Source organism: Chryseobacterium sp. WG14 (assembly GCF_024586945.1).
Taxonomy (GTDB): domain Bacteria; phylum Bacteroidota; class Bacteroidia; order Flavobacteriales; family Weeksellaceae; genus Chryseobacterium.
The window spans coordinates 24,051-48,067 of sequence record NZ_JALCZD010000015.1; the positions used below are offsets into that span (position 1 = coordinate 24,051).

A 24,017-nucleotide genomic window follows, 5' to 3' on the forward strand; every position below is an offset into this window, starting at 1 on the left:
AATGTAGGTATTTTACAAGGAATATAGTGATCCGGTTAATGTATTTCTTGTAAAAGTTAATATCCAGTGAGATATCCCTTTTTTCTGAAACCCCATTAAATCTTCAGTATTATTTCAAAGCCGTTTCATCCATCGAAGCTCTTCTAAAGAGAACTAATGTTTTCTTCTTTCTTAGTATATCCAATGAGATCTGAACTGCAAAGGTAAGAACAATATAAAACAGGATCAGTACAAGTACGTACCCAATTCCATGTTGTCTATATCCGAAGATACCTTTACCCCAGGAAATTAATATCCACTGTATCATATACATTGAGGTCAGGTTTTTACTGCAGTATTTTAAAATTCTGACCGCATTATTTTCTTTCATCTTTAGGGTGATCCTAAAAATAAGCCATAGAAAAACTAATGTCCATCCTGCAAAATAAATAACACCTCCCGGTCCCATGTGATAAAAACCATTATAATGGTATTCACCATAAAAGAAAACCAAAGGAGCACCAATGGCTATAAACAGCAGTCCTACATATAACATATTTTTAAACAGTTGTTTGCTGTTATAATTAAGCTCCAGAAACCATTTACCAAAAAACATCCCGATAATAATAAAAGACATCCATGGGAAAACCGGAAAATAGACATAGGCGGGATAGTCATTATTAAAAAGAAGGTCTAAGACATAATTAATAACAGGATAATCCATATTGATTCCGCTCACTTCTCTGGAAACCAGTGCTACCAGTAATCCTATAGCCAGAATAATGTATTTGTTGTGTACATATTTCCGAATAAAACCAACAAAGACTAAAGACATTCCTGCCAATTGTAAAATATCTCCCAACAGCACCAGATATACATATTGCTGTTCTATTGGAGCATGCCATCCGTACTTCTGGATAAAATTATCCGGAGCAAAACCAAACAGCACAGGAATCATAAATTTCATGAAATTCATGAAAAGAGCGGCTAATAAAAGCAGGCCACCCCGTTGTATTGAACTTTTAAGACTTTGATGGGTTGATGTCATAAACGTTACTCCCATACAGATCAGAAAAATGGAAGTTCCTCTTCCCAAAAACACAATAAAACTTCCAATAACCGACTCTGATTGCGATTTTACATTCGCAAATATGAGTAAGGTATGTATAATGACCATTCCTATAACACTCATTCCTTTTATTAAATCCAGTGCCAGGATTCTTTTACTTTGCTGTTCCATAATTTTTTTAGTTTTTAAAGCGAACGCTGCACATCGCATGGGGAATTACACTTTTGAGGTTACCCGCAGCCATTTTTGTTGTGATGTAAAACTTTCGTTCGTTTATTTTTTGATAACAACCCCATCCACTTGGTCATGAATTCCTTATTTTACATGGATTGTCTGTATTTTTATTTTTTATAACAATATTTTTTATTTATTCTAAATAAAAACAAATATATAAATTAAAAGTAAATAATTGATTTTATTAATATTATTTTCATCAAAATCAACAACATGCTGAATACTAGGCAATTAAATACTTTAACAAAATTATCAGTGAGTATTTTATAGCTTTAATGAAAGCTTTAATTGTTTTCAAGATTACCTATCAATTTCATAAAGGTTCTTATCTTCTTCATAAAAAAGTTTAAAAAATAATTTATACCTATTATTTTTATATTAGCGATTTTGTAATTTGGACTCAGCTAAACCAAAGGCTGAAAATCAGAATTTATCTATATACCCACATTCATATTATGATTGAAATAAAAAAATATTCACATCAGGCAGGCCATCCGGAGCCAAGACGGGTTATAAAATATACACTCTTCTGGTGTGAAAGCAGAAATGCAGAAATTCTGATTGATGAAAACACCTTTATCCTGAAAGCCGGTCAAACCATCACCATTACCTCCGGACAGTTCCATCAGCTAATCATGGTAGAAGGAGAACTGACTGCCCTGGAATTTACCCTGGATTTTTTCAGTAAAAGTGACCGTGATATTGAACTTATTTTCCACAACGGTCTTTTTTGCCATTTCGGAATGAATGAAATGATTAGTATTCAGCATCCATCATTTTTTACAGAAACACTCAGCCGGATTGAAAAAGAAATTGAAGAAAAACCCTACCAATATCTGATCTCCACCCATTCTTTAATTGAATTATTATTGGTGGAAATCAACCGCAGTAAAATGGCAAACGGAGATGAAATCTGGAAACCCGACGCTCTGTTTTTAAAATTTCTCGAAAGCGTACGGAGTCATTTTGCTGACAATTATCCGGTAGCCCGTTTTGCAGATATATTGGGAACTACCGAAGCTAAACTGAATGAAGTTTCAAAACTCCATACCCATAAAACAGCACAAAATGTCATCTATAGCCTTATCGTTTCCGAAGCGAAAAGATTATTACTTTATGAAAAGCTGAGCGTAAAAGAAATTGCTTACCAGCTTGGGTTTAATGATCCTTTTTATTTTTCTAATTTCTTTAAGAAGCATACTTCCCACTCTCCAAAAGATTATCAGAAGGCAGTAAAAAACTAAAATATTATATGCTTTTCCTGGAATTGTCTATTCTTTAGGAGGTCTCTTTCCCTGAACTTTGTACTTATAATTAAGACCTCAAATAAGTATGAAAATTCAACAGGACATAGCCGTTTTTCTATTAAGAATAGCATTATCAGCAGGATTTTTATCGGCCACAGCAAGCAGATTGAATCTTTGGGGTTCTCAATCTTCCGGCTGGAAAAACTTTGTACACTATACCGCGGAAACCAATTCTTTTTTGCCTCAGTATCTGGTACCAGCAATTGCAGTATTATCAACAGTTGCCGAGCTATCTATCGGGATCTTACTTCTTGTAGGATACCGTATAAACAAAGTTTCCCTTTGTGCATCCATACTCACCCTATTATTTGCTGTTGCCATGAGTATTTCTTTTGGGGTTAAAGAACCTCTGGATTATTCGGCTTTTGTATTCAGCGCCGGAGCCTTCCTGCTGAGTACTTTCTCCCATTACAAATGGACCTTGGAACAACTTTTATAGTAATAACAATTTAAAATATATTATAATGAACACAAACATTCACGATTATATCGTAAAAACAGAACAGAAAGAATGGCAGCCTCTCATTGAAAAAGGCATTCACTACGAGGGCATTTTTGTGAAATCTCTGAAATTTGATTCGGAGAAAAACCGCTCTACAACTATTGTATTAAAATTTGAACCCGGAGCAAGCTACCCTTACCACAATCATCCTGCAGGGGAAGAACTTTACATCTTAGAAGGGAGTGCCCATATTGCAGGTACCCCATTGGAAAAAGGGGATTATCTGTATACACCGCCCACTTTTAAGCATTCCGTTACCTCTGAAAATGGCTGTACTATTCTCTTTATCGTTCCTGAAGAAGTGGAAATACTTTAATTGAGCTATCTTCTCTAGTGGAAGGAGTTTCATATGACAATTGCTACAATTAACTCGCTAACAACAAAAAAATCCGAAGTACAAAAAAACCTTCTACTTCAGATTTGATATAATTAAATGGTAATCTTTATTATTTTACTTCTTCGAAGCCTATCTCCAATTTGAAATAAAAAATAATACCGAAAAAGCTAGGATATAAATAAGTTCTACTTATAATAACAACTAAGCATGTTTATTTTAAAACAAAATTATAATAAAACACAACATACTGTAAACAAACAATTTAACTTAATTTATTTTTCAAATGAATGAGAATTATATACTACATTTGTAAGTATAAAATGCAGGTATTATAAAAATCCATACTGATTTTATTTTGTAAGGTAAGTATGATTCTAAAATAAGCTTTATTATAACAAGTTAATTTCTTTTATTTTCCTCTTTTATACTATAAACACAATTTAAAAGGGTTGCTACCTCATAGCTAAAATACTATGAAAAAAAATTATTTAAGATCTCTATATATAGGGGTCACAGTATTATCTATTGTTTCCTGTTCGCGAACTGACAGTACTGGTATGTTAGAAAATGAAAAACCTATTAGCTCTAAAAATGCTGGAAATAAAACAGAAAAGGAATTGCTAGCTAGAGGTTGGACATTGGTAAAAGAAATTGATTTGATGCCTGACCTCAAAAAAAGTCTTAAAATTTCCACATCCGCAAAATCTATGGAACAATCGGACATCAAAATTCCTTTTACAGAAAAATTCTTATCACAAATGGGGTGGGATTTGAGCGATACTAACAATGGCAGGGCTGAGATACAAGAAATCATAAAACAGCTGAAATCTTTAACCCCCGGAGGTGAAAATCCTAATCCTGATGCCGTACTTTTTACCCGTGATTTTGCTTTGAATCGTAAGAATATTAAAGAAGAAAAAAACTGGTGGAAAGCAGACACTTATGTAAAGTTAGGAAAACCGGAACTTGTAGCTAATCCTAATCAGTTGGAATTACCTGATGAAGTTTTTTCAACAGAAGTAATGAATAGCAGTAATGAAGACAGTGAAATTACGGTAACCTATTCTTATAAAACAGGTTATAAATACACTTGGAATACAAAATATTCAGGTAGCCTGAAAACCTCTGTAACTTATAAAGCAGGTGTTCCATTAGTTCTTGAAGGGCAAGTTACTGTAGAATGGATAGTGGGTGGAGAGAAGTCTTGGGGAGAAGATACTACAAACGAAAAAACCTTAACCAGCTCCTATAAAACAAAGATACCTGCTAATAGTAAAAAAAGCATTAAAGTATTTACAAAGATGCAAAGCTCGGAAGTGAATTACACAGTTCCAATAACTGTAAATGGTACTTATGTTTTATGTACACCGGGCTATAGGTATGAAATAAATAACAGTGATATCACCAAAGGTTTACTAAGAGATAGTTCTATTCCTATGGATGAGAAAGGAATCATAAAAACTATCGCCAATTCAACTGTTAAAATATTAGAATCACCTGCTGTAAAATTATAAATTCCGAATAAAGAATTGGTGATCTCTATTAGTTGATCACTCTTCCGGAATAGAGACATTCTGAAACTAAAAACCCCCAAGTAAAAACTGGGGGTTTATTATATATTTAAGAAATTATTTTACTTCTTCGAAGTCTGCATCCTGTACATCTTCACCTCCTGCATTGTTACCTCCAGGATTTTGAGCTCCTGCTCCTGCATCAGCACCCGGCTGTTGACCTGCTGCATACAATTCTTCAGAAGCTGCCATCCATGCTGCATCTAAAGCTTCAGTTTTAGCTTTTACATCATCTACATTTTTAGCTTCAAAAGCTGTTTTCAATTCTGTGTGAGCTGCTTCGATAGCTGCTTTTTTATCAGCAGAAAGCTTTTCACCGAATTCTTTCAATTGCTTTTCAGTCTGGAAGATCAATCCGTCTGCTTTGTTGAAGATTTCAACTTCCTCTTTTTTCTTAGCATCTGCTGCAGAGTTCTCCTGAGCTTCTTTTTTCATTCTTTCAATTTCTTCATCAGAAAGACCTGAAGAAGCCTGAATTTTGATAGTCTGCTCTTTACCTGTTCCTTTATCTTTAGCAGATACACTTAAGATACCGTTGGCATCAATATCGAAAGTTACTTCAATTTGAGGAACTCCTCTTGGTGCTGGTGGAATATCTGTAAGATCAAATCTACCGATTTCTTTGTTGTCGTTGAACATAGATCTTTCTCCCTGTCCTACTCTGATGCTTACCGCTGGCTGATTGTCAGAAGCTGTAGAGAACACCTCAGACTTTTTAGTTGGAATTGTAGTATTCGCTTCAATTAATTTAGTGAATACAGAACCCATAGTTTCAATACCTAAAGAAAGTGGTGTAACGTCAAGAAGTAATACGTCTTTTACGTCTCCCGTCAATACACCTCCCTGGATAGCTGCACCAATAGCAACAACCTCATCCGGGTTAACACCTTTAGATGGTTTTTTACCGAAGAATTTTTCTACTTCTTCCTGGATAATAGGGATTCTTGTAGAACCTCCTACCAAGATTACTTCGTCAATATCAGAAGTTGATAAACCTGCATCTTTTAATGCTTTAGCAACCGGCTCCATAGATCTTCTTACTAAATCAGCAGATAACTGCTCAAATTTAGCTTTAGTTAAAGACTTCACTAAGTGTTTAGGACCTGTAGCTGTAGCCGTGATGTATGGTAAGTTGATTTCAGTCTGAGCAGAAGAAGATAACTCAACTTTTGCTTTTTCAGCAGCTTCTTTCAATCTTTGAAGAGCAATAGCATCAGTTTTTAAATCTACACCTTCCTCAGCTTTGAACTCATCAGCCATCCAGTTGATGATCACATCATCAAAGTCATCACCTCCTAAGTGAGTATCTCCGTTTGTAGACAATACTTCAAATACACCATCTCCCAAATCAAGGATAGAGATATCGAAAGTACCACCACCAAGATCATATACTGCGATTTTCTGATCTTTATGGTTTTTATCAAGACCATAAGCTAACGCTGCAGCTGTAGGCTCATTGATAATTCTTTCTACTTTAAGACCTGCAATTTCACCAGCCTCTTTAGTAGCCTGTCTTTGCGCGTCATTGAAGTAGGCAGGAACAGTAATTACCGCTCTTGTTACTTCTTGTCCAAGGTAATCTTCAGCAGTTTTCTTCATTTTCTGAAGCGTCATTGCAGAAATTTCCTGTGGAGTATATTCTCTATCGTCAATTTTTACTTTTACCGTATCGTTTGGTCCGCTTACTACTTCATAGGGTACTCTTGAAATTTCTTTAGCATCTTCTTTAAAATGAGTTCCGATAAATCTTTTGATAGAGTATACAGTTTTCTTTGGATTCGTTACAGCCTGTCTTTTTGCAGGATCACCTACTTTTCTTTCACCATCTTCTGTAAATGCTACAATAGAAGGTGTTGTTCTTTTACCTTCAGCATTTGGGATAACAACAGGGTCTTTACCTTCCATAACAGCAACACAAGAGTTGGTTGTACCTAAGTCAATTCCAATTATTTTACTCATAATATTTTATTTTTTCTAATTTTTAAGTTTAATTTATACTCTCAATTTCTCAATATCTGTACCATTCAAAGAATTATGACAAAATGACACAATAAAAATAAAAACCCCGGTATATCGAGGTTTTCTATAGATTAATATGGAAATTTTTTCAGCTAAACAGCAGCCAATCTCCCCGGATCTGTGAAGGAAAATTTAAAATATAGCCTATTATATTCTCATTGAAGTTATATGCTACAAGCATCCTTCAAACTCAAAGTATTGAAAAACATAGACCTGATGTTTTTATATATTATCTTTCCAGAATAATATCTTACAGAAGCCGGATAATGCTCAAAAACATACTGTGCTTTCAGCTTTATTACAGCATCAAACTGCTGCATATGATTGGGTTATATTTTGTTGTCCCATGCAATAAGCTCAGTACAATTGTTTTTTTCATGAAATTTAATTATTATAAAATAAAAATATATTGATTCACGATCATCTACAGATAATTATTATCAACCAAAAAGCAATAATTCACTCTTCTTTAAAAATTAATCAAAGTTTAACCTTATAAATAGAGCCAGAAACTTTACAAATTATTATTTTTGATAAATTATATACATTTAAGAATGTCATTACACTTTAATCCGCGAGATATTACATGGCTTGCCTTCAATGAAAGAGTTTTACAGGAAGCTATGGATGAGAAAGTTCCTCTTCATTTAAGAATACGTTTCCTCGGAATTTTTTCCAACAACCTGGATGAATTCTTCAGAGTACGTGTTGCCGGATTAAAGCGTGCCATGGATTTTAAGGAAAAAGTGATCGCTGAATCTTTCTATCAGCCCCCTTCCAAAATTCTTCAGCACATTAATGATATTGTAATGAGGCATCAGTTGAATTTTGATAAAACCTGGAAAAAAATTCAGGCAGAGATGGCTGATCATAAAGTTTTCATTAAAAATTCTAAAAATCTGACCGCAAAGCAAAAAGAATTTGTCAGAAACTATTTTGATGAAGTGGTAGAATCTAATGTAATTCCTATTTTGCTTCATGAAAACACTCCCATGCCTTATTTGAGGGACAAAAGCCTTTATCTGGGTGTTGCCATGAGAAAAAAAGACTGGCAGTATTCCAGCAATTATGCCATTATTGAAATACCTTCCCGCTTTGTTGGAAGATTTGTACTCCTTCCTACCGAAGATCCTGAAGAGAAAAATGTAATGCTGCTGGAAGATGTCATCACGTTCAATCTACCTCACATTTTCTCTTATTTTGGCTATGATGAATTTGCAGCCAATGCCTTTAAAGTTACAAAAGATGCTGAACTGGACCTGGATAATGACATCCGTACCAACTTTGCAGAAAAAATAGAAAAAGGTCTCAAAAACAGAAGAAAAGGAAAACCCACCCGTTTTGTTTTTGATAAAGATATGGATAAGGCCCTGCTGGAGCTCCTGATCAGAAAGCTTAACCTTACTAAAAAAGACAGTATTATTCCGGGAGGAAAAATCCATAACTTCAAGCATTTCATGGACTTTCCTGATGTTTTTGAAACCTATGAAAGACCGGTAGAAAGAACTTCTTTTACCCATCAGGCTTTTGAACATGGAGAACGAGTGACAGATGTTATTTTAAAAGACGATGTCCTTCTCAGCTTCCCTTATCATAAATACAATCCGGTGATCGATCTTCTGCGTGAAGCCGCAATGGACCCGGACGTAAAATCTATACAGATCACTGCCTACCGCATGGCAAGCAGCTCCAAAATCATTAATGCCCTGATCTATGCTGCAAGAAATGGCAAAGAAGTAACGGTCATGCTGGAGCTTCAGGCAAGATTTGATGAAGAATCCAATCTGAAATGGAAGGATATGCTGGAACCTGAAGGAATTACAGTATTGGTGGGGCTTCCGAACAAAAAGGTTCATGCCAAGCTTTGTGTCATCAAAAAAAGAGCCCACAATAAAACCATCCAATATGGATTTGTCAGCACTGGAAATTTCAATGAAAAAACAGCAAAAATCTACGGAGACCATTTATTGCTGACCGCTGACCGTGGCATTATGGCAGACATTAATAAAGTATTCAGTGTATTGAAAAAACCAAAAGATGATTATCTCCCGGTACTGAAAACCTGCAAAAATTTATTGGTTTGCCCACAATTTATGCGTGAAAAGATTGTTCATCATATTGATAAAGAAATTGAAGAAGCTAAAGCAGGAAGAAGAGCCGAAATTATTGTTAAGGCCAATTCTCTCAGCGACAGATCCTTGATCGAAAAACTGTATGATGCCGCAAAGGCAGGAGTGGTTACAAGGCTCATCGTAAGAGGAATCTATTGCGCCGTTAACCAAAAAGATTTTAAAGAAAAAATAAAAGCGATAAGTATCGTTGATGAATATCTGGAACATGCCAGAGTAATGTATTTCTATAATAAAGGGAGTGAAGATATGTACATTTCCTCTGCAGACTGGATGACCAGAAATCTTGATTACAGAATTGAGGCTGCAGCCAGAATTACAGACAAAAACCTTAAAAAAGAATTAAAAGACATACTGAATATTCAGCTTAGTGACAATGTAAAGGCAAGGATTTTAGATAAGAAACTGAGCAATGAATATGTAAGAAATGACAAGAAAGAATGCCGTTCTCAAATAGAAACCTATAAATATTTAAAAGCTAAAACCAATAAAAAATGAAGATCGCAGCGATAGACATAGGAAGTAATGCAGCCCGACTTCTTATTAATGAAGTAAAAATAAATAATAGAAAACCTGAATTCATTAAGCTCAACCTTTTGAGAATCCCTCTGAGATTGGGGATGGATGTTTTCACTATTGGAAAAATAGGCAGCGAAAGAGAGAAAATGGTCATTGATGCCATGAAGATCTTTAGCGACCTTATGAATATCTATAAAGTAGACCATTACAGGGCCTGTGCTACAAGTGCCATGCGTGATGCAGCAAACGGTAATGAAATCATCAGACAGGTTCAGGAAACATCAGGAATCAATATAGAAATTATTTCCGGAGATGAAGAAGCCACTCTGATTTATGAGAACCATGTAGCTGAAGGGCTTGATAAAGATTTTGCCTATCTATACATTGATGTAGGCGGAGGTTCTACAGAACTTACCTTCTACGAAAACGGTAAAATGCTCTATGAAAGATCCTTCAATATCGGGACAATCCGCCTGCTCAATAATCTGGTCACCGCAGACAACTGGAAAGAGATGAAAGAGGAGATCAAAAAAAATATTATCAGTAAAAAGCCGATTGTGGCTATAGGTTCAGGAGGAAATATCAACAAGATTTTCTCCATGAGCAAAACAAAAGAAGGCAAACCAATGTCTTTATCTCATCTTAAAAAGGTATATAAGGAATTTAATGAACTTTCAGTAGATGAAAGGATGACAAACTACAGCCTGAGAGAAGACAGAGCAGATGTTTTAGTTCCTGCCCTGCGTATTTTCAATAATATAATGTCCTGGTCAGATATCAATAGGATTTTCGTTCCTAAGATTTCTGTGGCCGATGGATTGATCCAGAATATATACAGCCAGTTACAGCATAAAAAATAATTTCACAGCATAATATTTGAAAACCGGGCTCTATTGGTCCGGTTTTTCTTTTTTCAGAAGCTATTTCCTGCTTTCCGCTGTATCTTTTTCTGCAGCCGCTTTACAGCCATTCCGGAAAAAGGATGCCGCTGCAATCAGGGCTGGGAAATGTTTATTTTATTATCTAAAATTAAGTTTTGGCTGAAGCCAGAGGAGATATGTTTCCAGATGAAAGCGGACTAAAGTCCGCTCCTATTGAATTTTAACAGCAAAATATTTACTCTTTACTCTTTACTCTTTACTCTTTACTCTTTATTCTTTATTCTTTATTCTTTATTCTTTAAATAAAAAATCCCTAACTTTAAAGTAAATCCTATCTCTCATTCGTCATACAACTATCAATAGCAATACAATGACCCCGATCAAAATAATTCTTACAGGAGCTACAGGCATGGTAGGTGAAGGTGTTTTAATGGAATGCCTGGAAAACCCGAACGTTTCTGAAATATTGAGCATAAGCAGAAAACCTTCCGGAAAGCAGCATTCAAAACTAAAGGAATATCTTGTTTCTGACTTTTTGTCAATAGATATCAATGATGAAAAACTGAAAGGCTATGACGCCTGTTTTTTCTGTGCCGGTATCAGCAGCGTTGGAATGAGCGAGGAAGATTATACTAAAATTACCTACGATACCACCCTGCATATAGCAAAAGCTGTCCTGAATCAAAATCCGGAAATGGTCTTTAATTATGTTTCAGGAGCTCAGACTGATAATACGGAAAGTGGAAAAATGATGTGGGCAAGAGTGAAAGGGAAAACAGAAAATGCTTTAAAAAAGATGAATTTTAAAGATGCCTACAACTTTCGTCCCGGTTTTATGAAACCTGTTGAAGGCCAATTGAATGTAAAATGGTTTTTCAAACCTTTTATTTGGTTTTTTCCTATTTTTTTACCGTCAAAATCATTATCTTTACACGAAGTGGGAAGAGCAATGATCAATGCTGTACAAAAAGGATACCCAACTTCCACTTTAGAGATTAGAGATATTAAAAATTTAGCGATATGAGAGACATGTTAAAAAGAATTGTTCTGGTTATTTTTGTACTCTTACTCCTGACTGCAGTGTCAGGATTTTTCTATATGCAGCAACACCCTCTGGAAGGAAGTAAATCCGGAAGTATTCTCAATTTTTCCGGTCAGTCTGTCAATAAATAATTCCATGATTTATTAACCTCTATCATATATTCAATATTTTACAAACCTATTTTTTAAACATTTCTTAAAATTCCCTTAAGATAGTTGACAAACATAAAGTTCATTTTTGCATTTATCTAATAAAAGTAAAAAATGATCAACAACTACCTATTAAAAGGATCTGTCATTGCCGCATTCTTCTTTCAAAGCGGGCTTTTCGGACAGACCCTTATTCATTACTGGAATTTTAATAACAATGCTTCTGCAGCTTCCATCACTACACCTTCTTCCACACTGGCTAACGGCTCACTGAATGCTTTGGCGGGTGGCAGCAGTGTCATAGATTTTGCAAATGGTACAGGACAAAACTTCGATATTGGTAATCTGAATGCCAGAAATGGGGATCTCTCCGGAACTCATTTAAGATTTAATAATCCTATTGGGGGTGCATTACAATTTAACCTTCCTACAACAGGGTATGACAATGTGAATATAAAATTCACGACAAGAAGATCAGGCCAGGGAGCAGGAACACAGGCATGGTCTTATTCTACAGATGGAACTACCTTTACTCCCTATCAGACTGTAAATCCTCAGGATGCCAATCCACAGCTCATTAGTTTTGATTTCTCAGCGGTAGCAGGTGTTTCCAATAACCCGAATTTTAAATTAAAAGTTGAATTCTCTGCAACAGGAGGAGGAACAGGCGGAAACAACCGTTTTGATAATTTTACTGTAGATGCAACTTCAACAGGAGGCGTTGACACTACTCCTCCCACAGTCACGTATTTCCCTACAAACAACACAAATAATGCTTCTACAACTGTTCACCCTACTATTTCTTTTAATGAAAATGTAAGATTGGCAGATAATTCCGCGATTAACGATTCTAATGCACAAAACCTGGTAGAGCTTCGTCTGGGAAACTCTACTGGTACACAAGTTCCCTTTAGTACAGCTTTCAGCAACAATATCATCACCATCATCCCAACTTCCGGCTTAGTGCCGGGGCAGACTTATTATGCAGCGCTTACACCTAATACCATTGAAGATTTCAGTGATAATGGAGTTACATCAGCGACTTCCAGCACCTTTACAGCTGCCGGAACTACAATTTCATTGGATAAGAATTTCATAAAAGTCAATGAAAATACAGGAAACCTGGCGTTCAAAATTAACGTAGCCAACCCCTCAACGGCGACAGTTAATTTAGTTGTTAAGCCTGCCCCATTCAGCACAGCTGACAGCAATGATTTTAGTTTAGCCAACCAGACCATCACTATTACACCTTCCACAACAAGTTATACTGTCAATATTCCTATTATTGATGATGCAACGGAAGAACAGCAGGCAGAATATTTTGTTGTAAGCCTCGAAAATCCAACCGGAGCAACCATTTCGGGAGATCATTCTGCAACAGTTTATATTATAGACAATGATAAACCGGCCCCGGCTCCGTCTAATCAGATACAGCTGAATTATATCGGAAGTTTTGATCCTTCAGGAAATAATAACAGTTCCACAGAAATTGTAGTTCACGATCCTTCCACACAGCGTTTATTTACAATCAGCTCTATTACAGATGTGTTTGATATTATTGATTTCAGTAATCCTTCCACTCCCTCGGTTATCAAAACAGTCAATATGGCTCCCTATGGCGGAATTACAAGTATCGCCGTGAAAAACGGAATCATAGCTGCAGCATCTCCAAATACCAATCCGCAACAGAACGGTTCCGTAGTGTTTTTTGATAATAACGGAAATTTCCTGAAGCAAGTTACTGTAGGAGCTTTACCGGATATGATTACCTTCACTCCCGACGGAACAAAGGTGATTACGGCTAATGAAGGAGAGCCAAATGATGCTTACACCATAGATCCTGAGGGCACCATAAGCATCATTGATATTTCAGGAGGAATTGGTAACCTTACGCAAACTCAAGTGGCTACTCTTAATTTCAACAGTTTTGATGCTCAGGTTTCAGCCTTAGCAGCAACCGGATTAAGAAAAGTAAGAACCAACAATACCCTTTCTCAGGATTTAGAGCCTGAATATGTCACAGTAAGTGCAGACAGTCAAAAAGCCTGGGTAACGCTTCAGGAAAACAATGCCATTGCAGAAATTGACCTTACCACCCAATCTATTACAGGGATTTGGGGATTGGGCAAAAAAGATATGAGCCTCCCGGGTAATGGCTTTGATGCCTCCGATAATAATGGAGAAGTATTAATTGCCAACTGGCCCGTAAAAGCTTATTACACTCCTGATGCTGTACAGAACTATAAAGTAGGAAATACCCATTATATTGTAACAGCCAACGAAGGGGATGAAAAAGATCTTTCAGGATACAGCGAAAGAACTACTGTAGGTGCTAATAATTATACTTTAGATCCTGCTATTTTTCCTCAGGCCGCTCTATTAAAAGCCACTCATAATTTGGGTAGATTTAGGGTTTCATCGGCTACTGGAAATACAGATGGAGATACAGATTTTGAAGAAATCTCAGCATTAGGGGCACGTTCATTCTCTATTTTCAATACAGATACAAAACAAAGAGCTTATGACAGTGGAGATCAGTTTGAAAGATATATTGCCGCCCATTATCCATTGCTTTTCAATGTTGATAATGAATCCAATGCCGTTAAAAACAGAAGCCGTGCAAAAGGTCCGGAACCGGAAGGGGTAGCCTTAGGAACAATCAACGGACAAACCTTCGCTTTCATTACGCTGGAAAGAACAGGAGGAGTAATGGTTTACAATATTACAGATCCTGATAACCCTACTTTTACAGATTATAAGCATTCCCGTTCTACTTCTGCCTATGGTGGAGATAACGGACCTGAAGGTATTATCTATATCGCCCCTGAAAATATGACAATCCATAAAGGCTATGTTATTGTTGCCAATGAGATCAGTGGTACCTTATCTATCTATGAAGTAGGCCTATCACCAACCCTGGGAACCGGCGAAATAAAATCTGAAACAGCAACATTCAATGTATTCCCCAATCCTGTAAACAAAGGAAATATTCTTTACTTTAACAGAAAACAGGATTATGAGCTGTATGATATGTCAGGAAAGCTGATCGGAAAAGAAAAGAATGCCTTAACCATCAGCACTTCCGGTCTTTCTACAGGAGCTTACCTTGTGAAAACTTCTGAAGGACATCTTAAGAGAATTATTGTAAAGTAATTTACATTTATTATTGAATTCAAAAGCTCCGGAAATACCTGGAGCTTTTGAATTTATACTTACATTTGACAATCAAAATCATCAATACTATGTTCGGATTTGCATTAGATACAGATAATGAACCTGAAATTATTACTTTAATAAGTGATGTAAAAAACATTGAAGGACCTTCTCCAATTATTTATAAAAAGATCAGACTTATTAGTGTCAATGATATTTCCAGCCTCAAATCTGCTATAAAAAATTCATCCAAGACTTATGAAAATAATGGTTTCATTTATTTGATCGATCAACAAAAGAACATCTTATCCGGAACTTTTATAAGTAATATAAAAATCATTAAATCCAGAAAAAACAATATCATTCTTAGTGGATTTGTATGGTGCCATCCTAAAGGCTACCAAAAAGCATGGAATATGAAATTCAATGATGAAATCAAAGAAAAAAATAGTTGGAAAAATTTTGAAAAAAACGAGCTACAAGGATGGCTTGTATATACGTTACGTTCTGGAAAATTTGACTCTGCCCAAGAAAATATCAATATTCAGATCGATGGAAACGAATTTCATAATATAGACAGTTTCTTCTGTAAATTAGGAGAAGAGATTAATGGAACTGCAGGGTATTTTGGCCGTAATTTTGGAGCATTGAGTGATTGCCTGCAAGGAGGTTTTGGAGTGAAGTCCATTACAGAATTAACATGGAATAATCATCAGAAAAGTAAAAAATTGTTCAAAACTAAATTTAAAACTATACTTAACATTTTCGAAGAATTTAATGTAAAAGTTTCTTTAAAATAGTTGATAAGAAACCTGCTTTATATCAACCAATAAAAAAGACAGACCTTAAAAAAAGATCTATCTTAAAAATATCTCCGATGTAGTTTTTACTCTACGTTGATTACTTTTTCAATTTCCGGGGCATGCTGTTTAATGGTATTTTCAACGCCTAATTTAAGGGTTGAAAAATTCAATGAACATCCGGAACAGTTACCTAAAAGTTTCACAAAAACCTGGTTATCTTTCACATCAATAAGCTCAATATCACCTCCGTCCTTATTCAAAAACGGCCTGATGCTTTCCAGAGCTTCCATTACTCGTGTTACTGTATCTTCGTGCGTTATATTTGTTTCCATATTTTTTCAGTTCAATTCGGTTTTTTCAAATGTAATTGAAAGTTATTATTATTTTGCTTTGGGTGAGCATCCTGCCATTGTGGTAATCTTTACCGCTTCAGTAGGAGGAATATTCTTATTTCTTTCTACTAAGCTTTCAACCATTTTTCTTGCCGTTTCTGTATAGATTTCTGCAATTTTAGAGCCTTCCTGAAGCGCTGCAGGTCTTCCTACATCTCCGGCTTCTCTGATACTCTGGATCAAAGGAATTTCTCCCAATACAGGAATTCCAAGATCTTCAGCAAGATACTGTGCTCCTTGGTTTCCAAAGATATAGTATTTATTCTCAGGAAGTTCATCCGGTGTAAAATACGCCATATTTTCTATTAATCCAAGAACAGGAATATTAATACTTTCCATCTGGAACATCGCAATACCTTTTCTTACATCTGCCAGTGCAACATGCTGAGGTGTACTTACAATCACCGCTCCTGTAACAGGAACTTCCTGGATAATTGATAAGTGAATATCACCAGTTCCCGGAGGAAGATCTATTAATAAGAAATCCAATTCTCCCCATGCAGCATCTCTGATCATCTGGTTCAATGCTTTTGAAGCCATAGGACCTCTCCATACAACAGCCTGATTAGCTCCTGAGAAATATCCTATAGAAAGCATCTTCACACCATAATTTTCAATAGGTTTCATCATGCTTTTACCACCTACATCTACAGAAATTGGTTTTGCTCCTTCTGTATCGAACATGGTAGGTACTGATGGCCCATAAATATCAGCGTCCAGCAATCCTACCTTAAAGCCCATTTTAGCCAATGTTACTGCCATATTTGCAGCAACAGTAGATTTCCCTACTCCTCCTTTTCCGGAAGCAATAGCGATAATATTTTGAATCCCGGGAATTTGTTTTCCTTTGATCTGACTTTGCTGAATTTCACTAGGCTCCGGAGAAACGATTTTAAGTTTTAAATGAACATTTTCTCCAAACTCACTGGCAAAAGCCTGCTTCATTGCGGCCTCCAGTTTTTTCTTTTCATGCATTGCAGGCGAATGAGCGGTCATGTCAATATAAACATCTTCACCCATAATCTGAAAATTATTCACTAAATCGTCTACTTCTATTTCTTTAAGGAAATTTTGAACCGTTTCTTTCGTCAACATATAAATATAAATTGTTTACAAATTTACGGATTTTTTCGGTAATTTAGAATCAATAAAATCTATAATATCAGGTGATAAATCAGATGATTAAAAATTTGTTTGTCCTTTTTTTTATTCAGACTTTTTATCCTTCACACAAAATAATGTATGAGAAATACTGCTTACCCATCCAAATATGCTTCTCCCAAAGGAATTTTCAACGTTGGAAAGACCAGGTTCAAATGGTATGACCTTGCCGGAAACCTTTCAGAAATTTCTTCTCAAGACATCCGGAATGCCCAGCTCGCGATAGAAAATGCCGAAGAAAATTTTCAGGACATAGATGACCTTGGCTTTGTCATCATGCACCGGTGTGGTGAAAACTACCTTCTTTTGGTCTGCACATGGCGAAGTGAAAATGAATTATGGGAAAGTGTATACCATGACGGCTCAGGAACATTTGAAATCTGGAACAGAAATAAAACCCATCTCCCCACTTACTGTGTCTGGGAAATGGGAATTGTATATTATGAATCCCGGGCATGGAAAAAATACCTGGGAACAGAAAGAAAAGAGAATGATCAGGAGCTATATCTTCAGGATTTCTTTGAGGGAGAAGTCTAAAAATTTACTACGGAATTTTTTGAAAGCTACTTATGCTAAACCTTATAGATTTGAATGTAAAGGAGTATCCTAATAACTTATAGTTTTTCAGCAATTTAAAAGTCCAATAATAATGACCTTTTTCTAACTTCCTTTCCTAATTCGCTCTGTTCTTTTCATCAAAATTCACATTACGGCTGGCTCCTTTTACCTTTTTATTTCCAAAAGTATAGGTAGCCGATACTGTCAGTCTTCTGGCATCGTAATAATTATTATAAGAATGGGTTCCTGTTGTATAATAAATTTTGCCAACACTTTTTCCCTGCTTAAAAATATCGGAAACCATTACATTTATCTGAAGGTTCCTTTCCATAAGGCTCAACTTAAGCCCTGACGTAAAAACTCCGGCAAAATCCATATATACATTTCCTGAATTTGAAGGTAACCGGAACCAATAATTGAGAATCAGCTGAATGGTTTTGTTCTTATTAAGTGATAGAGTATTCTGAGCATCGAAATCATAGCTGTTTCCTTTTCTGGAAACGGCATCGGTTGCAAAAACATCCGTATTCATATAAGAATAATTGGCTGAATAATTCGCTTCCCACATTTTGAAAAAAGTATCTGAATAGTTTAGGGAAATTCCCATACTGTTCTGATTGTAGTAGTTTTCAAAAGTACTGATCCTGTTTTCATTTTTCAGGTTGGCCAGCTGACCAAACGCTTCCAGAGTTCTTTGGAAATAAGCAGATGCTGAGAGTTTTCCCTTGTAGACATAGGAAAATTCAAAATTATGATTGATAGAAGGCTTCAGAAAAGGATTTCCGGTAAAGTAAGAATTGATATTGATGTACCAGCGGTACGGATTGATCGCCCGGAATCCAGGCCTGTTGATCCTTTTGGAATAATTAAGATTGAAGGTATGGTTTTCATTACTTTTATAGGTAACATAAGCTGTTGGGAAGAATTTCCCATAAGCATTCCCGGTCTGCTGTCCTGAAGTTAAAGAATTTCCGTTAACAACAGAATATTCATAGCGGAGACCTGCTTTTGCAGACCATTTTTCATTGAATGCTTTTTCAAAGCTGATATAGGCTGCATAGTTTTTCTCATTATATTCAAACTGATTGCTTTTTAGTGGATCTGTCACATACTTTCCATTGATGAGATTCTGATAGGATATATTGGAATTATTATCAAAATTAGTGAACTTCACTCCTGTTTCGGTTTTTGCAAACTGATAGGGTAAGGTAAGATCAGCCTGCCCGGAATAGATTTTATAATTTACCGTTGAAGGAGATTTTACCACAAAACGGTCTCCCAGGTTCTCCGTTGTTGTAAAATCAATGGTCGTTTCAGGAACATTGGAAAAATAATTTCCTGTAATACTTAGTTTATGATCCTGTTTTCCGAACTTCAGATCATAATAGGCACTTGCTGTATGCTGCTTCCCTGTTGCTCTGTGTTCTGCATAGGTAAGCAGTGTATTGGTATAGTTGTCATTCTGAAAATAGTTCGATGTATTGGTGATATTCATATTGGAGTGGCCGAATCCATAATCATAGATAAAGCCTACATTAGACTTATTGCTCAACTGATAATCAACACTTAAGTTAGCGCCCAGCCCGTCACCAAAATCTTTTCTGTTATCATTACTTTTAAGACCATCTGCTCCTTCTATCCAGTAGTTTTCGTATGAATGTTTGTCATATTTATTCTGTCTTAATTTCAATGAAGAACGTAACTTCTCGTTCTGGTAATTGACCGTTACACTATTGGAAGTTCCCGTATAAGTTTGCTGCTGAAGACTTGTTGTAAGGCTCCCACTCCATCCCAGATTCTGATTCTTCTTTAACACAATATTGATCAGTCCGCTGTTTCCCTGTGCTTCATATTTTGCAGGCGGCGACGTAATAACTTCTATTTTTTCGATATTTTCAGAACGAAGGCTCTTAAGATAGGTCACAAGCTCAGTAGGTGAAAAATTCAGTATCCTGTCGTTCACCATTACCGACACTCCACTTTTTCCAACAATGGAAACTCCTGTATTATCATCTATTTTAACCAATGGTGTGGTTGCAAGGGCATCTGCCCCATCCATTCCCTGTGAGGCAACGGAATTGGCAACATTGAAAACCAGTCGGTCAGCCTTTCTCTCAATCAGTTTTTTTCTGGCGGTAAGACTAATCCCTTCAATCTGTTTTTCTTTCTTTTTTTCAATAAAAAAATCCTGTTTCAGGTCTCCATTTACCGTAATATCCTTATTGAATACTTCCACACCCTCTTGTATAAGCTGTATGTGGTAATTTCCTTTCTCCAAAAGCTTCAGTGAATAATTTCCTTTTTCATCCGAAATGACAGTCTGTTTCTTCTCACTTTTGGCAGCTACCACTTCAACATAGGAAACGTCATTTCCGGTTTGTGTGATCTTCCCGGTTATACTTTGTGAAAAAGCAATTGCCGGAAGCAGGAGTATTCCTGACAGAAATATTTTCTTCATGAATTATTATCGTTTTTTATAGGACAAGCTATACCCTTCTTTTATTACATCTGTTTTACCGTTTTTCAATATATTCGCTATTATAAAATTAGAATATGAAAAAAAGGCTCATCACGTTTTCTTTATTTATGACCCAGCTTATTTCCGCTCAGAACTATTCACAGTATGTCAATCCGTTTATAGGAACGGGAGGTCATGGTCATACTTTCCCGGGCGCTATAGTTCCTTTTGGGATGGTACAGCTTTCTCCGGATACCAGAATAGACGGAAGCTGGGACGGATGCAGCGGATATCATTATTCGGATTCGGTGATCTATGGTTTTTCCCATACTCACCTGAATGGAACAGGAGTTTCTGATTACGGAGATATTATGCTCATGCCTACAATGGGCAATCCGAGTCTGGATAGTAAAGACTATTCTTCAAAATTTTCACATAAGAACGAAAAAGCTACTGCCGGATTCTATACTGTAAAATTAGATAAAAACAACATCAACGTTCGCCTTACCACGACCAAAAGAGTCGGCTATCATGAATATACTTTCAATAATGCCGGAAATGCTAATATTATTCTGGATCTCAACCATAGAGACAAGTTACTGGAAGGTGAAGTAAAAATCATTGACAATAAAACCATTGAAGTTTTCAGGAGAAGTGAAGCCTGGGCAACCAATCAGTATATCTACTCCAGAATTGAATTTTCTAAACCTATGAAAATCTCTAAGAAGGAAGTTAACGGAAAACAGGAAGCCAACCTTTATACCGGAACAAAACTGGCATTGGCATTTTCTGCTGATGTTAAAAAAGGAGAAAAAATCAGTATAAAAGTTTCCATTTCACCTACAGGCTATAAAGGGGCAGAAAAAAACATGCTGGCAGAAGGACAGACGAATGATTTTGAAACAGTAAAAAAACAAGCCGAAACGGATTGGGACAAAGAGCTTTCAAAAATAGAGGTTAAGTCTGATGATAAAAACAAACTCTCTGTTTTTTATACAGCACTGTACCATGTTTTTACACAGCCTAATATCAATATGGATGCGGACGGAAAATACAGAGGCCGTGATAATAAGCTTTATACAGCCAAAGACTTCGATTATTACACCGTATTTTCGCTTTGGGATACCTTCAGGGGAGCACATCCTCTGATGACTTTAATCGACAGAAAGAGAACTGCCGATTTCGTCAATACCTTCGTCAAACAATATGAACAGGGAGGAAAACTTCCTGTATGGGAACTGTCTTCCAATGAAACGGAATGCATGATCGGTTATCACGCTGTTTCTGTAATTGCTGATGCTATGGCTAAAGGAATCCAGGGGTTTGATTACGAAAAAGCTTTTCAGGCGTCTAAAAATTCTGCCATGCTGGATATTTTTGGGTTGAATGCCTACAAGCATAATAATTACATCAGCATCGATGATGAGTCGGAAAGTGTTTCCAAAACGGTAGAATATGCCTATGACGACTGGTGTATTGCTCAAATGGCTAAAATTTTGGGTAAGAAAGAAGATTATCAGTATTTCATGAAACGTTCTCAAAACTGGAAAAACCTTTATAATCCTGCGAACGGATTTATGCAGCCCAGAAAGAATGGAAAATGGTATGAGCCTTTCGATCCGAGAGAGGTCAACAATAATTATACAGAAGGAAATTCATGGCATTATTCTTATTCCGTGCAGCAGGATATTCCGGGTCTTATTGCAGCTCATGGCGGAAAGGAGAAATTTGAAAAGTTCATTGATGCCATATTTGCCGCTCCGGATAAAACAACAGGCAGAGAGCAGGTAGATATTACAGGGTTAATGGGTCAGTATGCTCAGGGAAATGAACCGAGTCATCATATTGCTTATCTCTACAATTTTGTAGATAAACCTGAAAAAACAGATGCTAAAATTAAATACATCCTTGATAATTTCTATAAAAATACACCGGACGGACTTATTGGAAACGAAGACTGCGGTCAGATGAGTGCCTGGTATGTTTTAAGCTCAATGGGAATTTACGCTGTAACCCCGGGATTACCCGAATGGGAAGCCACTACTCCTTATTTTGATGAGGTTACCATTCATCTTGAAGACGGAACTACGAAAAACATTACTAAAAATACAGGTAAGGCAGCAATTAAAAAACTGGGATTTGAAAATGTAAAATCATTTAAAGATTTTAAATATGATCAGATTACAGCTTCCCCGATCATTTCAGCTGACCGTATTTTTGACTTTTCCACAAAGGTTGAGATTACTCCATTACACCCCGGTGATAAAGTGTATTATATGACTATGGATGAAAGTGATGCCAATAAAAGGAAAACATTCATCCCTTATAAAGGACCTTTCTCTATCACGAAAACGACTCAGGTTCTCGCTTATGCCGAGAAAAATGGTGAGAAAAGCTCTGCTACAGTAGCCAATTTTAACAGAAGACCGAATTATTGGGATATCAACATCCTTTCAAAAGCCACTCCTCAGTATACAGCTAATGGAAAACTGGCATTAATTGACGGAATAAGAGGGGATATCAACTGGCGAAAAGGGGAATGGCATGGATATCAGGGGCAGAATTTTGAAGCAATTATTGACTTCCAATCTCCTCAGCAGATCACAAAGCTATCTTCTACCTATCTTCAGGACAGTAAAGCCTGGATCCTGATGCCCAAAAAAGTGGAATATTATGTTTCTATGAATGGTAAAGATTTTATTCTTTTGAAAACAATAGATAATACGATCGATCCTAAAGACGAAAAGATTCAGATACAAGACTTTGCAACGGAAATACTTCCTACCGAAGCCAGATATCTCAAAGTAAAAGCTTATTATTTCGGGAAGCTTCCGGAATGGCATCAGGGAGCCGGTGAAGATGCTTATATCTTTATTGATGAAATCTCTGCAAAATAAAACTATAAAAAGAATTTCTATTGTTTTTCTGTTACGATAAGGAAAGTATTCCTGACAGCGAAGTAGTATACAGTGATTAGAGCTAAAGTAAACCCCTCTCAAGAATTTGAAGAGGGGTTGTTTTTATCAATTCATTCTTTCAGACCATTGCAGGACTTCCGGAAGTTCTATGTCAGAAAATTCTATGTGTATCACTCTTCTTTTCCTTCCGTTGGTTGTCCTGTTGGAACCGTGAAGGGTAAGAGGTTTCATAATCATAATCCCCCCTTTTTCCACATTGCCTATTTCTTCAGTTTCTACATTCCAATCAATTGTTTCAGGTCTGTAAATTCCTTTGGCATGGGATTTTGGAACCACTTTTAGGGCTCCGTTATTTTCATCCGTATCATCCAGATGAATCCTGAGGGTATAGATATTTTCTAAAATATTCAACGGAGGCTGAACGGCAAACTGATTTTGTTTTGTAGTCCAGGGTCCAAACCCCTGTAATTCCAGTTTTTTATCCACAGAAATAGTAAGGTCCTGATGATAGGCTACGTACCAGTTGGAGGTTTCAGGTTTATCAAAATAAATACTTTTTACCACAAAGTATTTTCCGCCAAAGATTTCCTTAATTACTCTTTTAATATTGTCATTAAAGATGAGGTCTTTAATTTCCGGAAGTTCCTTTAAAAACTGTCTTATGGCAAACAGGTCTTCAGATTTTCTGAAGTTCTCTCTTGAGGTGTCTATGTTGTTGAGAACATTGATTATTTCGCCAACTTCCTCCTCTGAAAAAACAGTGTTGATAACAGTAAAGCCATATTCAAGAATATGGCTTTTATATATTTCTAAGTTTTTTAAACTCATTGATCAGC

18 protein-coding genes are annotated in these 24,017 nt (G+C 36.2%); 12 read left to right on the plus strand and 6 right to left on the minus strand.

The annotated features are described in order from the left end of the window. Positions 1 to 109: 109 nt before the first annotated feature. Positions 110 to 1,219 (minus strand): DUF1624 domain-containing protein, encoded by a 1,110-nt coding sequence (locus tag MP478_RS19945; RefSeq protein ID WP_257201447.1) that lies wholly within the window; start codon positions 1,217 to 1,219, stop codon positions 110 to 112. Between the two features lie 518 nt (positions 1,220 to 1,737). Between MP478_RS19945 and MP478_RS19950 the strand changes: the two genes are divergently transcribed. From MP478_RS19950 to MP478_RS19965, 4 genes are all read left to right on the plus strand, one after another. Continuing rightward, positions 1,738 to 2,526 carry an AraC family transcriptional regulator gene (locus tag MP478_RS19950; protein WP_257201448.1) on the plus strand — a complete coding sequence of 263 codons (789 nt, stop codon included), beginning with the start codon at positions 1,738 to 1,740 and terminating at the stop codon, positions 2,524 to 2,526. An 88-nt stretch (positions 2,527 to 2,614) separates the two neighbouring features. Next, complete coding sequence (locus tag MP478_RS19955) at positions 2,615 to 3,028, plus strand: DoxX protein (RefSeq protein ID WP_257201449.1); 414 nt, start codon at positions 2,615 to 2,617, stop codon at positions 3,026 to 3,028. 25 nt (positions 3,029 to 3,053) lie between these two features. Beyond that, the gene (locus MP478_RS19960; protein WP_257191755.1) at positions 3,054 to 3,407 is read left to right on the plus strand and encodes a cupin domain-containing protein; all 354 of its coding nucleotides are present in this window, start codon (positions 3,054 to 3,056) and stop codon (positions 3,405 to 3,407) included. A 494-nt stretch (positions 3,408 to 3,901) separates the two neighbouring features. Further along, positions 3,902 to 4,942, plus strand: coding sequence for a hypothetical protein (locus MP478_RS19965; RefSeq protein ID WP_257201450.1), 1,041 nt, complete (start codon positions 3,902 to 3,904; stop codon positions 4,940 to 4,942). Between the two features lie 114 nt (positions 4,943 to 5,056). On the opposite strand, the gene dnaK is transcribed toward MP478_RS19965, so the two are convergent. Further along, positions 5,057 to 6,958: a molecular chaperone DnaK gene (gene dnaK, locus MP478_RS19970; RefSeq protein ID WP_209804968.1), complete on the minus strand. Its 1,902-nt coding sequence runs from the start codon at positions 6,956 to 6,958 to the stop codon at positions 5,057 to 5,059. Between the two features lie 614 nt (positions 6,959 to 7,572). On the opposite strand from dnaK, the gene ppk1 reads away from it, so the two are divergent. The 6 genes from ppk1 (at position 7,573) to MP478_RS20000 (ending at position 15,691) form a co-directional block, all read left to right on the plus strand. Then, entirely contained in the window at positions 7,573 to 9,645 is a 2,073-nt protein-coding gene (ppk1, locus tag MP478_RS19975) for a polyphosphate kinase 1 (protein ID WP_257201451.1), read from the plus strand. Continuing rightward, a complete protein-coding gene (locus MP478_RS19980) occupies positions 9,642 to 10,526 on the plus strand; it encodes an exopolyphosphatase (RefSeq protein ID WP_230037255.1) in 885 nt (294 codons plus the stop codon). Before ppk1 ends, MP478_RS19980 begins: the two co-directional genes overlap by 4 nt. 391 nt (positions 10,527 to 10,917) lie before the next feature. After that, positions 10,918 to 11,571 (plus strand): NAD-dependent epimerase/dehydratase family protein, encoded by a 654-nt coding sequence (locus tag MP478_RS19985; protein WP_257201452.1) that lies wholly within the window; start codon positions 10,918 to 10,920, stop codon positions 11,569 to 11,571. Beyond that, positions 11,568 to 11,720 (plus strand): hypothetical protein, encoded by a 153-nt coding sequence (locus tag MP478_RS19990; protein WP_209804973.1) that lies wholly within the window; start codon positions 11,568 to 11,570, stop codon positions 11,718 to 11,720. The genes MP478_RS19985 and MP478_RS19990 overlap by 4 nt, the downstream gene beginning before the upstream one ends. A gap of 132 nt (positions 11,721 to 11,852) precedes the next feature. Further along, positions 11,853 to 14,891, plus strand: a complete 3,039-nt coding sequence (locus MP478_RS19995) for a choice-of-anchor I family protein (protein ID WP_257201454.1) — start codon at positions 11,853 to 11,855, stop codon at positions 14,889 to 14,891. Positions 14,892 to 14,938: 47 nt separating this feature from the next. Further along, positions 14,939 to 15,691 carry a barstar family protein gene (locus tag MP478_RS20000; protein WP_257201455.1) on the plus strand — a complete coding sequence of 251 codons (753 nt, stop codon included), beginning with the start codon at positions 14,939 to 14,941 and terminating at the stop codon, positions 15,689 to 15,691. A gap of 86 nt (positions 15,692 to 15,777) precedes the next feature. Here the strand turns inward: MP478_RS20000 and MP478_RS20005 are convergent, their stop codons facing one another. Both MP478_RS20005 and MP478_RS20010 read right to left on the minus strand, forming a co-directional pair. After that, on the minus strand, positions 15,778 to 16,026 hold the full coding sequence (locus tag MP478_RS20005; protein WP_002977212.1) for a NifU family protein: 249 nt from the start codon (positions 16,024 to 16,026) through the stop codon (positions 15,778 to 15,780). 48 nt (positions 16,027 to 16,074) lie between these two features. After that, positions 16,075 to 17,181 carry an Mrp/NBP35 family ATP-binding protein gene (locus tag MP478_RS20010; protein ID WP_257201456.1) on the minus strand — a complete coding sequence of 369 codons (1,107 nt, stop codon included), beginning with the start codon at positions 17,179 to 17,181 and terminating at the stop codon, positions 16,075 to 16,077. Positions 17,182 to 17,328: 147 nt separating this feature from the next. Between MP478_RS20010 and MP478_RS20015 the strand changes: the two genes are divergently transcribed. Continuing rightward, positions 17,329 to 17,784, plus strand: coding sequence for a hypothetical protein (locus MP478_RS20015; RefSeq protein WP_257201457.1), 456 nt, complete (start codon positions 17,329 to 17,331; stop codon positions 17,782 to 17,784). Between the two features lie 136 nt (positions 17,785 to 17,920). On the opposite strand, the gene MP478_RS20020 is transcribed toward MP478_RS20015, so the two are convergent. Beyond that, positions 17,921 to 20,263 carry a TonB-dependent receptor domain-containing protein gene (locus MP478_RS20020; RefSeq protein ID WP_257201458.1) on the minus strand — a complete coding sequence of 781 codons (2,343 nt, stop codon included), beginning with the start codon at positions 20,261 to 20,263 and terminating at the stop codon, positions 17,921 to 17,923. 95 nt (positions 20,264 to 20,358) lie between these two features. Here MP478_RS20020 and MP478_RS20025 point away from each other — a divergent pair, with 95 nt between their 5' ends. Next, complete coding sequence (locus tag MP478_RS20025; RefSeq protein ID WP_257201460.1) at positions 20,359 to 23,160, plus strand: GH92 family glycosyl hydrolase; 2,802 nt, start codon at positions 20,359 to 20,361, stop codon at positions 23,158 to 23,160. 126 nt (positions 23,161 to 23,286) lie between these two features. Here MP478_RS20025 and MP478_RS20030 read toward each other — a convergent pair whose 3' ends face one another. After that, positions 23,287 to 24,009 (minus strand): phytanoyl-CoA dioxygenase family protein, encoded by a 723-nt coding sequence (locus MP478_RS20030; protein ID WP_257201461.1) that lies wholly within the window; start codon positions 24,007 to 24,009, stop codon positions 23,287 to 23,289. Positions 24,010 to 24,017 lie beyond the last annotated feature (8 nt).

What these genes read in the sequence shown, in the direction of transcription:
- MP478_RS19945 (WP_257201447.1), bottom strand. Translation starts at nt 1,219, where the DNA reads ATGGAACAGCAAAGTAAAAGAATCCTGGCACTGGATTTAATAAAAGGA.
- MP478_RS19950 (WP_257201448.1), top strand. Translation starts at nt 1,738, where the DNA reads ATGATTGAAATAAAAAAATATTCACATCAGGCAGGCCATCCGGAGCCA.
- MP478_RS19955 (WP_257201449.1), top strand. Translation starts at nt 2,615, where the DNA reads ATGAAAATTCAACAGGACATAGCCGTTTTTCTATTAAGAATAGCATTA.
- MP478_RS19960 (WP_257191755.1), top strand. Translation starts at nt 3,054, where the DNA reads ATGAACACAAACATTCACGATTATATCGTAAAAACAGAACAGAAAGAA.
- MP478_RS19965 (WP_257201450.1), top strand. Translation starts at nt 3,902, where the DNA reads ATGAAAAAAAATTATTTAAGATCTCTATATATAGGGGTCACAGTATTA.
- dnaK (WP_209804968.1), bottom strand. Translation starts at nt 6,958, where the DNA reads ATGAGTAAAATAATTGGAATTGACTTAGGTACAACCAACTCTTGTGTT.
- ppk1 (WP_257201451.1), top strand. Translation starts at nt 7,573, where the DNA reads ATGTCATTACACTTTAATCCGCGAGATATTACATGGCTTGCCTTCAAT.
- MP478_RS19980 (WP_230037255.1), top strand. Translation starts at nt 9,642, where the DNA reads ATGAAGATCGCAGCGATAGACATAGGAAGTAATGCAGCCCGACTTCTT.
- MP478_RS19985 (WP_257201452.1), top strand. Translation starts at nt 10,918, where the DNA reads ATGACCCCGATCAAAATAATTCTTACAGGAGCTACAGGCATGGTAGGT.
- MP478_RS19990 (WP_209804973.1), top strand. Translation starts at nt 11,568, where the DNA reads ATGAGAGACATGTTAAAAAGAATTGTTCTGGTTATTTTTGTACTCTTA.
- MP478_RS19995 (WP_257201454.1), top strand. Translation starts at nt 11,853, where the DNA reads ATGATCAACAACTACCTATTAAAAGGATCTGTCATTGCCGCATTCTTC.
- MP478_RS20005 (WP_002977212.1), bottom strand. Translation starts at nt 16,026, where the DNA reads ATGGAAACAAATATAACGCACGAAGATACAGTAACACGAGTAATGGAA.
- MP478_RS20010 (WP_257201456.1), bottom strand. Translation starts at nt 17,181, where the DNA reads ATGTTGACGAAAGAAACGGTTCAAAATTTCCTTAAAGAAATAGAAGTA.
- MP478_RS20015 (WP_257201457.1), top strand. Translation starts at nt 17,329, where the DNA reads ATGAGAAATACTGCTTACCCATCCAAATATGCTTCTCCCAAAGGAATT.
- MP478_RS20020 (WP_257201458.1), bottom strand. Translation starts at nt 20,263, where the DNA reads ATGAAGAAAATATTTCTGTCAGGAATACTCCTGCTTCCGGCAATTGCT.
- MP478_RS20025 (WP_257201460.1), top strand. Translation starts at nt 20,359, where the DNA reads ATGAAAAAAAGGCTCATCACGTTTTCTTTATTTATGACCCAGCTTATT.
- MP478_RS20030 (WP_257201461.1), bottom strand. Translation starts at nt 24,009, where the DNA reads ATGAGTTTAAAAAACTTAGAAATATATAAAAGCCATATTCTTGAATAT.